The organism is Nostoc sp. (genome assembly GCF_036916655.1).
Classification (GTDB): Bacteria; Cyanobacteriota; Cyanobacteriia; order Cyanobacteriales; family Nostocaceae; genus Nostoc.
This window is the reverse complement of record NZ_JBALFY010000117.1, coordinates 277,567-289,466: the sequence shown is the minus strand read 5'-3', so window position 1 is coordinate 289,466 and position 11,900 is coordinate 277,567. Positions and strand designations below refer to the sequence as shown.

The 11,900-nt window shown below is 43.1% G+C and carries 8 protein-coding genes and 1 tRNA gene; 3 read left to right on the top strand and 6 right to left on the bottom strand.

Features of this window, described 5'->3' with window-relative positions; all coding sequences use genetic code 11:
* Positions 1 to 244 precede the first annotated feature (244 nt).
* Together V7L31_RS31645 and V7L31_RS31640 are read right to left on the bottom strand one after the other, a co-directional pair.
* Positions 245 to 1,684 carry a DUF4335 domain-containing protein gene (locus V7L31_RS31645; protein ID WP_334699893.1) on the bottom strand — a complete coding sequence of 480 codons (1,440 nt, stop codon included), beginning with the start codon at positions 1,682 to 1,684 and terminating at the stop codon, positions 245 to 247.
* Positions 1,681 to 2,307, bottom strand: coding sequence for a DUF3038 domain-containing protein (locus V7L31_RS31640; protein WP_179066478.1), 627 nt, complete (start codon positions 2,305 to 2,307; stop codon positions 1,681 to 1,683). Before V7L31_RS31640 ends, V7L31_RS31645 begins: the two co-directional genes overlap by 4 nt.
* Positions 2,308 to 2,741: 434 nt before the next feature.
* On the opposite strand from V7L31_RS31640, the gene V7L31_RS31635 reads away from it, so the two are divergent.
* On the top strand, positions 2,742 to 3,260 hold the full coding sequence (locus V7L31_RS31635; protein WP_179069185.1) for an adenine phosphoribosyltransferase: 519 nt from the start codon (positions 2,742 to 2,744) through the stop codon (positions 3,258 to 3,260).
* Between the two features lie 113 nt (positions 3,261 to 3,373).
* Positions 3,374 to 4,420 carry an ABC transporter permease gene (locus V7L31_RS31630; protein WP_334699892.1) on the top strand — a complete coding sequence of 349 codons (1,047 nt, stop codon included), beginning with the start codon at positions 3,374 to 3,376 and terminating at the stop codon, positions 4,418 to 4,420.
* Between the two features lie 199 nt (positions 4,421 to 4,619).
* Here the strand turns inward: V7L31_RS31630 and V7L31_RS31625 are convergent.
* The 4 genes from V7L31_RS31625 to V7L31_RS31610 all read right to left on the bottom strand — a co-directional run bounded on the left by V7L31_RS31625 (position 4,620) and on the right by V7L31_RS31610 (position 9,931).
* A tRNA-Gly gene (locus tag V7L31_RS31625) sits at positions 4,620 to 4,690 on the bottom strand.
* Between the two features lie 56 nt (positions 4,691 to 4,746).
* Positions 4,747 to 5,922 carry a hypothetical protein gene (locus V7L31_RS31620; protein WP_334699891.1) on the bottom strand — a complete coding sequence of 392 codons (1,176 nt, stop codon included), beginning with the start codon at positions 5,920 to 5,922 and terminating at the stop codon, positions 4,747 to 4,749.
* A 68-nt stretch (positions 5,923 to 5,990) separates the two neighbouring features.
* Positions 5,991 to 9,536 (bottom strand): response regulator, encoded by a 3,546-nt coding sequence (locus V7L31_RS31615; RefSeq protein WP_334699890.1) that lies wholly within the window; start codon positions 9,534 to 9,536, stop codon positions 5,991 to 5,993.
* Between the two features lie 221 nt (positions 9,537 to 9,757).
* A complete protein-coding gene (locus V7L31_RS31610; protein WP_256874850.1) occupies positions 9,758 to 9,931 on the bottom strand; it encodes a hypothetical protein in 174 nt (57 codons plus the stop codon).
* 908 nt (positions 9,932 to 10,839) lie between these two features.
* Between V7L31_RS31610 and V7L31_RS31605 the strand changes: the two genes are divergently transcribed.
* Complete coding sequence (locus V7L31_RS31605; RefSeq protein WP_334699889.1) at positions 10,840 to 11,445, top strand: GNAT family N-acetyltransferase; 606 nt, start codon at positions 10,840 to 10,842, stop codon at positions 11,443 to 11,445.
* Positions 11,446 to 11,900 lie beyond the last annotated feature (455 nt).

Sequence of the window (11,900 nt, the reverse complement as noted above, 5' to 3'; positions counted from 1 at the left end):
ACCCAAAAAGCTATTTCTAAGACAAAATTCAACATCTTCCAGACATCGCGCTTCCTTTGTTGGCAATGTGAAGAAATATTTCGCCAACAGCATCCGATGATACTCATACCCCGGAATAGGGAATAGAGAATTGGGAATAGCAGCAACTTAATTCTCTTCCCCATTTCCCATGCCCTTCAGGAGTGCGAGTTAGGAGTTATTTTTCTCCCTCATCCCCCTCATCTCCCCATTCCCCATTCCCTGATTACTGATATCCCTGCCAAGGAGTGACTTCCAATGTGCCGTTAGGCTTGAATATCACTTGGAAGTGAGCTAGAGGTTCTTTGGCATTGGGAGCAGCTACATTGGAACCGTAGATAGCGTTAAACATCTTGGGAAGAGGTGTTTCCCGAAAATAGTCAAAGGCTACTTGGTTGAGTGGTTCATAGTCAGCAATTACACCATCCTTGTTGACTGCTACCCGATATTTCAAATCTCGCGTAAAGGTGGGAGTACCACTCCAGCTTTGGCGAACTGTATTATAAAGCTTTTGATTTAAACCTTTCGTGATCTTAGAATCAGTAATTTTTGCCCCGATTACCTCCGGTGTCCTCGCATATCCCCGCCAAGGACTAACTTGCAGCACACCACTTGTAGTAAATACTATTCGGAATTGGGCGATCGGTTCATTGGAAATGGGAGCGCGGTTCGCAGGATTGTAAAGTAGGTTAGGTAGAGGAGTTTGTCCAACTCCTTGATTAGCCTCCTTGTTCACCGCCTTATAACCAACGATCGCACCATCCGCAGCTACACCCAAACGATAGATTAAATCCTGTTGCAATCCTGAACGCTTAGTCCAAGCTGGATGAATTTGGTTATACACTTGACGATTCAATGCACGCAGCTGGGATGGATCGGTAATTTCTGGAACTGTATTTAAAAGTGCTTCTAAATCTTTAACTACTGGCTTTGTATTAGCTGTAGCTGCGGGTGTTGGTGTAGGCGTTGCAGCGGCAATAGGAGTTGTATTCGCTGATACTGGGGGAGTGAGGCTCTTGGTTGTAGAGCTAGTTTGCTCATCTGCCTTAGGCTGTGGTGGACGAATTTGGGGAGGTGGAATCAAGTTAAATGCGATCGCTGCTACTGCTAAACTTGATACTCCCACAGCCGCAGGAACAGTCTGCCTGATCAAAGCCTGACTAGCACCGCCATAGCGTCTAGTAACCGGTTGTAGTTCTAGAGATAATTCTGGTAAAGTCTGGCTATCAGCAAAAAACTGATCTACTGCTTCTACTAAATCAAACAACTGCACCGTATTCAAATCTATTTCAATCGGCGGACGTTTGGAATTCTTAGAGTGAGACTCAAATCCCTCTGGAGCGCCTTCTGAATGTATGATTAATCGATGTCGGTTGCTGTCAATTTTCTGAAACTCTACTAGCTCCGATTCCTGATTGTGTGCTTGCGGATTGGGTACACTACTTAAAAATTCTTGGGCGTAGCCACTAACAGCCCTTACCAAACTTTCAAAAAATTCCCGTCCTCCCGTTAAGGGTTGATTGTACCCAGATAAATAGCATTCTGCATTTACCAATATTGACAATTCCGGGCGCATTTCCTGGAATTGTGCAGCCCTAGTGACATCACTTAACCCTTCTAAAAGAAGTGTGCAATTAGGTAGACTATACTTACGTTGAATATTCATTCCACTTCACCGTCAAAAAGACTAATCCAGAACCGCTGCATTCCAGCCGTACCAGTACAAAATAGTAATTGTCCTAACAAATTTATCGCTAGCGCATCTAATTTCTCATCAGAAGTTAATGCTAGTACACCAGAACGCCGAGCATTCATCCGGCTTTTAAAATGCGCTCTAAACCGCTCTAGATAATTAGATAGACGCAAATTCTGTTCTAATGGAATCTGCTTCTCTTCCATTTGTTGACATATCATTAATAATTGGCGGATGACAACAGTTAAACGCCGCGCTATGTAGCAAGCAATTACCACCAGAGCTTTCGCTTCCATAATAGTTAAGGGACGGCGTATATGCGCTCTTCGTAGCGGGTTAGAGCTACGCATCCGCCATAAATTCACCCTGTCTTTAACAATTCCTTTAAGATCCAACTCTTGAGCAAAAGCCAGGATTGCTTCTGAACCACCAAGCTCTAAAGCTTCAATTGCCAGTAAAATCAGGTCAATTTGCAGCCTAGTTCTCCGAGGACAGGTTTTGGAAGCGATCGCCGGATCTGGTAAAGTGTCCAAAATCATTGGCACTGAGTCTTGGGTTGGACTGTTGAACGGCGTTAAACTTGCTGAGACATTCATTCTATAAATACCTTATGCGGTTCCAACAGACTAGATAAAACAAATTTAAGGTCGGTAGTCAAGACTTGAGCGTTAGACTTGTAGCAGTATCATGACTACCTGATATATACATTACTTAACTCTTTCTATTGAAAGTTTTCCCTATATTGAAATCAAAATTTTAAAACATCACTAAATTCACCTCATTTATTAATGCAAGACCTTTTCTAGCTTGGTTTAGATTCTAATTATCGTCAATGAAGGGCGAAACTTCAGCCTCGACCCCCAGCGTATGACATTATAGTGTACGATTTTTCAGGTATCTGAAATTAGGCATTGGGGATTGGAGACTAAGGACTAGGATAGTTATGAATTTAAATTAATAACTCCTCACTCCTCACTCCTCACTCCTCACTTTCCCCATTCCCTACTCCCCATTCCCCATTCCCCATGTTATGGATTTAAAGTCTCTCGTTCGTGACATCCCAGATTTCCCGAAACCCGGAATTTTATTTCGGGATATTACTACGTTACTGCGCGATCCCGAAGGACTGCGCTACACTATTGACTTTTTAACACAAAAATGCAGCGAAACTGGAATAGCTGTAGATTATGTCATTGGGATAGAGTCGAGGGGATTCATTTTTGGTTCACCTCTGGCTTATAAGTTAGGAGCTGGTTTTATTCCCATTCGCAAAAGAGGTAAGTTACCGGCAGTCGTTCACTCAATTGAATATGAACTAGAGTATGGTACAGACTGCCTAGAAGTGCATCAAGACGCTTTACACCAAGGTAGCCGAGTTTTGATCGTAGACGATTTGATTGCCACAGGTGGAACTGCAAGTGCTACAGCAAAGTTGGTGCAGAAAATTGGCTGCGAACTAGTAGGGTTTGGGTTTATTATCGAGCTACGGGATTTACAAGGGCGTACACATTTGCCGGACGTGCCAATTATCTCTTTAATTGAATATTAGTCATTGGTCATTAGTCATTGGTCATTGGTCAATAGAAAAACAAATGACAAATGACAAAGGACAAAGGACAAAGGAAAAGTGACAAGTGACAAAGGACAAAGGACAAAAGATAAATGACATCTACAAAAATTTCCTTGGAGACAGGTCGGGATTGGCTAATCAGGTTAGTCACGAGCGAAACTTTTGTTTATGTAGGGAAGCGGCTATTGCAGGCACTCCTGACTTTGTTGTTGGCGTCAGCTTTGTCGTTTTTTATCATTCAACTCGCTCCCGGTGATTATGTAGATACGCTACGGCAAAATCCGAAGATATCTCCAGAAAGAATTGCGGAAATCAAGCGGCAGTTTGGCCTAGATAAGTCTTGGCCAGAGCAATTTTGGCTATGGCTATGGCGAATTTTGACCAAAGGGGATTTTGGCACAAGTTTTATTTATCAGCGTTCAGTGGCATCGCTGTTGTGGGAACGGGTACCAGCGACTTTGTTATTAGCGATCGCGTCTTTAATTGTCACATGGGCGATCGCTATCCCTCTAGGAATCTTTGCCGCTGTTAAACAAAATAAACCAGCAGACCGGATTCTACAGGTGATCAGTTACGCTGGACAAGGCTTTCCCAGTTTCATCACTGCCTTAGCGCTGCTGGTTTTAGCCCAAATCACCTCGCCGCTATTCCCAGTGGGTAGTATGACTAGCATTAATCACTCAGAACTATCATGGTTTGGCAGAATCTTAGATATCGGCTGGCACATGATTTTACCCACAATCGCCCTCTCAATTACTAGTTTTGCTGGTTTGCAACGCATCACTCGCGGCGAATTATTGGATGTGCTGCGTCAAGATTACATCCAAACAGCTCGTGCCAAAGGTCTACCAGAAAACCCCGTAATTTACGTTCATGCACTCCGCAATGCTATAAATCCCTTAATTACCTTATTGGGTTTTGAATTAGCCGGTTTATTAAATGGTGCTTTCATCGCTGAATTTTTCTTCAACTGGCCCGGTTTAGGGAGATTAGCTTTACAGGCTTTACAAGCTCAAGATTTATATTTATTAATGGCAAGCTTATTAATGGGCGCAGTATTGCTGATTGTTGGCAATTTAATCGCCGACTTGATGCTCAAAGCAGCCGATCCACGCATTCGCCTAGAAAACCTCAATTAGCGTAGCAGCAATTCTAAATTCAGAAAATCAAGAAGCATTGGCTGACTCCCACACCCGCATTTATCACCTTGCCTGAAATTTTGCTGCTCTGAGTCTTTTAAAACCAATTGACGGATAAATACCTTGTAGAGACGGCGATTTATCGCGTCTCCCTAACCTTACTGATGGCAGTAGTTAGTATATTTGAGGGTTTTTTCTAAGCGGGCGGCGGGAATCGAACCCGCATTAATAGCTTGGAAGGCTATAGTTTTACCACTAAACTACGCCCGCGTATTTCCAACCCTATAAATCTAACACAGCTTAGGTAAAAAATCAAGCATTTAGTTTTAATTGGCAGTTTGGATTGTGACTCTAATATACAGATTGCTCAAGTCTGGTTTTTTGCCATCGTTATTGTGAGCAGGAAGAAAGTTTTCTGTTTTGAAAACTTCATTGAGGACTTGCTCGTATGTGCTTTTTTCACTTTGCAGTGCTGCTGGTTGTATTTCTAGAACTACAGCCTGTTTAAAGTTACCATTGCGATCAATTATTAAGCTAGTCAAGAGCTGTGCTGGTTTAAGTCCAGAATTCTGGACAAGAAAACTTGAGTCTAATTGTTTTGTGTTGCTTCCCTTGTATAAAGCGATAACGTCGGGTAAAGCATCTTGTCGAAATCCTCTTGATTGTATCAAGCTAATCACTTCATCTCTAGATAAAGGAGCTACTATTGCTACCGATGCTCCCCCAGTAGAAGCTGGTGGAGTTTCCCTAGTTGGAACTGCTGGAGTTTCTCTGTTTTCAGGTTCCGAAACTGGCAAATTTGATGGAATAGTTGTTGGTAGGGGCGTTCCGTTTCCCAAGTTGATGGGTGGACGGGGTTTCCAAGGTAGATTACCGACTGGAACTGTGGATGTCGGCGTCGGTCTGGGCGTAGATGTCGGTGTCGGTCTGGGTGTAGATGTCGGCGTCGGTCTGGGCGTGGATGTTGGCGTTGGTCTGGGTGTGGATGTAGGCGTCGGTTTGGGCGTGGATGTTGGCGTTGGTCTGGGTGTGGATGTGGCTGTCGGTCTGGGTGTGGATGTGGCTGTCGGTCTGGGCGTAGGAACTCTCTGTTGTCTAAAGGGTTGGCTATTAGGTTTAGAGGCGACCTTACGCCTCTTTTGCTGGGGATTATCCACAGAATCTATTACGCCAAAATCTTGATTTCTGGGCGTAGTTCGTCCTGTTTGTAGTGGACGTGCTGCTGGTACAGACTTTTGAGGTGAAGATAGTGGCTTTGATGAAGCTGTTTTGGCTGTTGATTGTGTTTTGGGAGCAATGTCTATCAATTCAATGGGAACAGCAGATTGACTTTGCTGGGGAAACCACAGACTAAATGCATTAGATGAGCGCATCAGCCAGAACACCAGCAAGTGCAGAGAGACTGAACCGACAACAACAGAAATCCACAAACCTGGGGGATCAGTATGTCGTCTCCAGACCTTGGCTGGAATTGGAGTTTTGTCTGCAACCGATGGTGTCATATTATATAAACTGGATATGATTAGGCACTCTTACTCATTGATAATGCTTTCAAATACCAGTCTAAATTTTAGCGATTAACCATTACCTCTGGTGTAACAGCGAAAGTCAAAACTGTTTCATCTACTCCTTTAAGTTCTAGCGGACTACCTTTAGTAATTTCTTCTTCCTGCAAATAATCTGCCACGGCAGCAGAAACCAGGATCGTACCGGGAACGGCGGCAGCTTGCAACCTAGCAGCGATATTTACACTTGGGCCAATAGCAGTATAATCGGCACGTTCCGCGCTACCAAACATTCCCACAACAGCAGTACCTTGGTGGATACCACACCGAAACTGGACGCTAGTAAGTCTGTCGCCATCGAATACACCTTGCTCTCGCCAGCGTTCGTTTAACACGGCCAGTGAGCGGTGCATTGCTCTTGCTGTATTAATGGCACGACGTACCTGTTCATTGGGGGTTAGTTCTTCGGGCGCTCCGTATAAAGCTAAGATCGCATCTCCCATAAATTTATCGACAGTGCCGCCATTACCAAATACAACCTTGGTCATAGCTTCTAAATATTCATTTAGCAACTCTGCGACTCGTCGGGATCTGAGAGTATTTGATAGCTGTGTAAAACCTACGATGTCACTAAACAAAACTGTAATTAAGCGTGGTTCTGGGCGCAAATCTAACGTCAAATCTCCAGTTGCGGCTTTTTGCACCAATACAGCTGGTAAAAAGCGCTTTAGCACCGATTCTGTGAGATAAGTATTTAACTCCACGATTCGCCGCTCATTTTCTTTCAACGCTAAAAGATTCCGAACTTCCGCCAAAAGTTCCCGATCGTTGAATGGTTTTGCTAAATAAGCATCCGCCCCATGTTCTGTACCTTCGATGCGGGTTTCCTCGTCTACTTTCGCTGTCAGGAGAATGATTGGTGTTCCTTTCAACTTCTCCTCATTGCGGATCAACTGAATCATCTCAAGTCCGCTGACCAAGGGCATCATTAAGTCAGTCACAATTAAGCTGGGTAGAATTTCCTTAGCTTTACTGTGCCCTTCATGACCGTTACGAGCTGTCTGTACGCGATAACCGTTGCGACGGAAAATCTCAGATACATAGGTTCGCAAATCTGGATTGTCATCTACAACTAAAATTGAGTGCTGAGTCTTATGTGCTGAGTCTTGAGTATCAATACTGGGGGGGAAGTTTATTGTAATATCTTCAATATTGTCTGTTGTTGACTCTACTAGTTCTAAATCAGCTAATTCTACGCTAGCGCGGCTCGTATTCAGTTCGGTAGGCGTTTCTAGTACTTGCTGTGGGGGTAAATGAGCATTTCCACTCACCAGCCATAAACTAAAGGTAGTGCCTTGACCGTAAACTGATTCCACGGTGACTTGACCACCATGTAATTCGACCAATTCTTTAACTAAAGCTAAACCTAAACCACTACCTTCATAGGAGCGATTTGCTGAACCTTCTGCTTGACGGAAGCGCTCAAATAGATGGGGAATTTGTTCTTTAACAATGCCAATTCCAGTATCTTGTACTTGCAAGACGCAGCGATCGCGCTCAGATTTTAGTCTGACACTAATCGTGCCACCTTCGGGAGTAAACTTCATGGCATTTGACAGGAGGTTATAAACCACCTTGTCAAATTTTTCCATGTCCAAGTACACCGTAGAACATTCATCTAACTGGGTGACGAGATGCAGTCTCTTTTTCTCACAGTAGGGACGAAAAGATTCCACAATTTGGCTGACAAACTCGACTAAATCGCAAGGATGGAAGCTAGGCTGCATTCTCCCTGCATTCAAGCGTTGTAAATCCAGGAGTTGGTTTACCAGTCGCAGCAGGCGGCGGGAATTACGCAGAGCGATCGCACTTTGGGAGTAAGATAATCCTTCACCAGCCGCCACCGCCGACTCTAAAGGCCCTTGAATCAAGGTGATCGGTGTGCGAAACTCATGGGAAATATTTTGGAAAAATTCAGTTTTTTGCTTGTCTAACTCCAGTAAGCGTTCAGCTTGTTGGCGAGTTTTTTCATACAAGTGTGACTGCTGCACAGCGATCGCTGCTTGCGCTGCTACTGCTTTCGCCAAATCGATATCAGACGGTAGCCATTGGCGTATTTTTTTACCTTCATGTAGCGTAATACTACCGATACATTTACCGTCAGCCAACAATGGCACAAACATTAGCGATCGCGCTGGCATTTTTAAAGGCAAATCAAAACCCCGCACATCTGAGGGAGAATGGCTCACATTACCAATTACCACAGGTTCATGAGTCTGTAGCATTTGTTGGAGGATGGGATTCTCCTGTATGGATGCTTGAGAATAGGGTAATCTCTGAGTTGGTACGTGATTATTGCCATTTAAATGATTATCTGGGGCTGGCAAGCGTGAATTTTCTAGATGTTGAAAACTGTCATACAAGGCCACACACTCGACAAACTCATCTTCCTCAGTCCACAAAGACAGGACACAGCCATCGACTTGTAAAGCTTGTCCCAATTGCTGAGTGATGGCCGCAAATATATCTTGCGGATCTAGGCTAGAGCGAATCGCGCTTGTAATTGTGTTAATTAGGGCTTCTCGCTTGGCAAGGGCACGTACTTGTTCGTAAGCATAAGCTTGAGACAAAGCTAAGGCTGCCTGATCCGCTACCATCAAAACTAACTGCACCTCATCATCCCCCCAGAGGCGAGGCTGAGAACATTGGTGCAGTGCTAGCACTGCCATCAGTTCTTGTTGGCAGATCAGTGGCACAATTAAACTAGAACGAATATCAGCAGCAGCAAAAGCTTCCCCCCGCTCGTGCAGTTCGGCAGTATTACCGTGAATCCGCTCATCATCGATGGCATCGTGAATTACCTGGACTTCGCGGGTTTCCCACACCGTCTGAGCCAAAAGAGGCTGAGGGGAAACAAGAGGATGGGGAGCAGAAGAGATGGGGGGCAAAGGAGAAAGATTTAGTGCTACTTCCCCTCCGATCCCCTCCACCTCTGCTTCTTCAGAAAGAGGCTTCTGATAAATAAATCCTTTATCCGCCAACTGGTCATCTTGAAAGGGACGCAACAGACAGACATCCACCTCTAACATGTGACCCACTGTGTCTACAATTGCTTGCAAAATTTGTCTGTAGTCTAAAGCACTGCGAATCGTATTTGTAACGGTATTCAGCAGTGATTCTTGACGGAGTGTGCGGGTAAGTTCGCGGGTTCTGGCTTTGAGAACATTGTGGGTATCCAAAGCTTGGCGTACCACTGCTTTAAGTTCTTCAGCTTCCCACGGTTTAGTGACATATTTGAATACCTTACCAGCGTTGATTGCTTCCACCAAGTCTTCGACATCGGTGTAGCCAGTTAAAATAATCCGAATAATATCTGGATATTGAGTTGCTGTGAGGCTTAAAAATTCTGTACCGCTCATCATCGGCATCCGCTGATCGGAGATGATCACCGCGACCTCTCCCTCTTGAGCCAGCAGATCAAGGGCCGCGGGGCCAGAGGTTGCCCTTAGCACCTTATAGTCGCGATAGAAAGTGCGGTAAAGCAAGTCAAGGTTGTCTGGTTCATCATCGACAACCAAAATTTTAGGCTTACTGTTTGCTTGGGATTTCATGCACCGCTTTCCTGCTGCAACGGCAGTCGGATAAAGAATAATCTGATCAGGTAAGGATTTTTCTGAGTCAGGTGAGAGCAGAGCATTTCGACCAATAAGGCTGGTTGGCTACATGACTGCTGAGTGTAGGAGCGTTCGCTGACAGTAATTCGTCTCAATGGCTTGTGCCGATTACTGTTTGCTTTGGTGCAGTGTAATTGCTTTCATAGTCTGTTTTAGTGTTACAGAGTCGATGCTTGCTTGCCAAATGTTCCTTCACCTCCTGTGAGCAATGTCTGACTACCACACACAGCGCTCATAGCTAGCTTGAAAATCCAGATGAAGCTGCATATTAAGTTTTCCCTCCGCAGCAGTTGTACTAACACTTGCAGGTAAATTTTATTTATGATAGTCATGGTGGAGTTAGCAAAATCAACAAAATAAGATTGAAAGCCAAAGTATACTATTAGACAAATACCTCTTTCTAATTTAGCAATCAGAACTATCATTCAGACAAGTTGTAGTGGTTGGAGAGTTAGAGATTAGGGATTGAGGAACCTTAAGATTCTTGTACCAGTATATGTATAGCCTATTCATATAATTTTGTAGCAAAGTAGTGTCAGTGTAGCAGCAAGTGCAAAAAAAGTTCAGTACTGCAAGCAAGGGTGATTTGAAACCAGAGTTGGGCGATGGTGTACTTACTTAACAATTTTGTAGGTGCTGCCTACGGCCAAGTTATGCTATTTTTCTACCCACTCAGCCCAGGCTATATCACTTTACAGATTTTTTTGTGGTAATCAGTCTGATATCCTACCTACTTAAAGCAAGAGATGAACCGGAACCTACTGAATTTAAGTTTATAGATTTATGAAGCTGTAATTCCTAAAATTCTTTCAAAATGCAGGTTATAAGAGAAATTAAGAAGATGTTTAGCGATCGCTCAGTCGAACCCCAGAGGGCAGTGATTATTGAAGGAAAGAAGTGAATGAAATGAAAACTCTCCTTCTCTACTAGAGGCTGCGCCAACGACAAGCTCAAAAAGAAGAATTGTATTGATATCGTAAGCGTTGCGTTAGCGACGTAGGAGCGTCGCAAAAAATGCAGTAAGATACAAAGCTTCATGCTTTTAAGCGTGCTTTGCTCTTGCCTCCTGAAAAAACCTCAAACTAAAGTATAAAACTTTGTTTGATCCACAAGCAAAAGCTAATTAGCGATGTTGTGTCACTTCAATCTTCTGAGCAGCAATTATGTTTTCATTTAGTTAAAATGGTGTTTTCGGATATTTGAGAAATTTTCTTAGAATAAAATCAATACTAAACTAGCCTTGAAATATCGGTTTTTTCATCCATACCACCAACAGCCAATCGATCCAGCTTCCTACCAATTCCAAATTCGGACGGCTACACCTGCTGATTTGATTGGTGTTGCCCAAGTTATTACTGAAAGCTTTCACTCCCACAAGGGTATATGGGGATGGGCTTTTCCATTGCTACGTCTGGGTATTTACGAAGATTTAAGGCATCGCATGGCATCACCTCCGCCTCGTCATGTTTGTTTAGTGGCTTTTGAAGCTACTACTGGTGAGGCTAATAATTTAGTAGGAAGTGTGGAACTGGGTGTACGATACAGTGATTCCTGGAGCCAGGCTGGCGTAGGTTTTCCTTACTTATCTAATTTAGCGGTTCACCCAAAATACCGTAGGCATGGTGTGGCTTCTGGATTACTTACTAGCTGTGAGAAAGTTTCTCGCGAGTGGGGATTTAAAGATTTATATCTCCATGTTTTAGAAAATAACCATCAAGCAAGACAGCTTTATTTCAAGCTGGGATATCGGGTGCATAAAGTCGAATCTAATTGGAATACATTTTTCCTAAGACGCTCAAACCAGATACTTTTGCACAAGCACTTGAGTGCTGATTCCAGCATCTAAATGTTGTTTTGGTAATTGTCAAGTTTTGTGTTGCAATTAATTCGGATAGAATTTATAACTCATAACGGTAATTAAAGACAAGATAACTAGGCTAAATATCTAGTACAGCGCGCCCGAAATCCAGTCACTATCTCAATCAAACAGATAGCCAGTTACTTAAGTAATTGGTTAATGGTAGACAAATTTCTGCCATAATGTACTAAATAAAAACTCAGAAGCATGAATTGATAAATTGAATAAATAGCTTTTGTAATTCTTTTTATAAAGAATATTCTCATCAGACTGGTTCCGAAAAATATTATTCATTATTGAAAAAAAAGTCTCTTTTTAGCAAAGATTTTTAATATTATAAAATATTAAGTTTTGCTTTTTGAGATTTATCGTTAACAAATATTTTGAAGTATTCGATATAGATAAATAAATGGATTAGAATGGGGATATACGCGAGAATACGC

Bases quoted from the DNA above. Each gene is read 5' to 3' on its own strand.
- V7L31_RS31635 (WP_179069185.1), top strand. From the start codon at position 2,742: ATGGATTTAAAGTCTCTCGTTCGTGACATCCCAGATTTCCCGAAACCC.
- V7L31_RS31620 (WP_334699891.1), bottom strand. From the start codon at position 5,922: ATGACACCATCGGTTGCAGACAAAACTCCAATTCCAGCCAAGGTCTGG.
- V7L31_RS31615 (WP_334699890.1), bottom strand. From the start codon at position 9,536: ATGAAATCCCAAGCAAACAGTAAGCCTAAAATTTTGGTTGTCGATGAT.
- V7L31_RS31640 (WP_179066478.1), bottom strand. From the start codon at position 2,307: ATGAATGTCTCAGCAAGTTTAACGCCGTTCAACAGTCCAACCCAAGAC.
- V7L31_RS31630 (WP_334699892.1), top strand. From the start codon at position 3,374: ATGACATCTACAAAAATTTCCTTGGAGACAGGTCGGGATTGGCTAATC.
- V7L31_RS31645 (WP_334699893.1), bottom strand. From the start codon at position 1,684: ATGAATATTCAACGTAAGTATAGTCTACCTAATTGCACACTTCTTTTA.
- V7L31_RS31610 (WP_256874850.1), bottom strand. From the start codon at position 9,931: ATGACTATCATAAATAAAATTTACCTGCAAGTGTTAGTACAACTGCTG.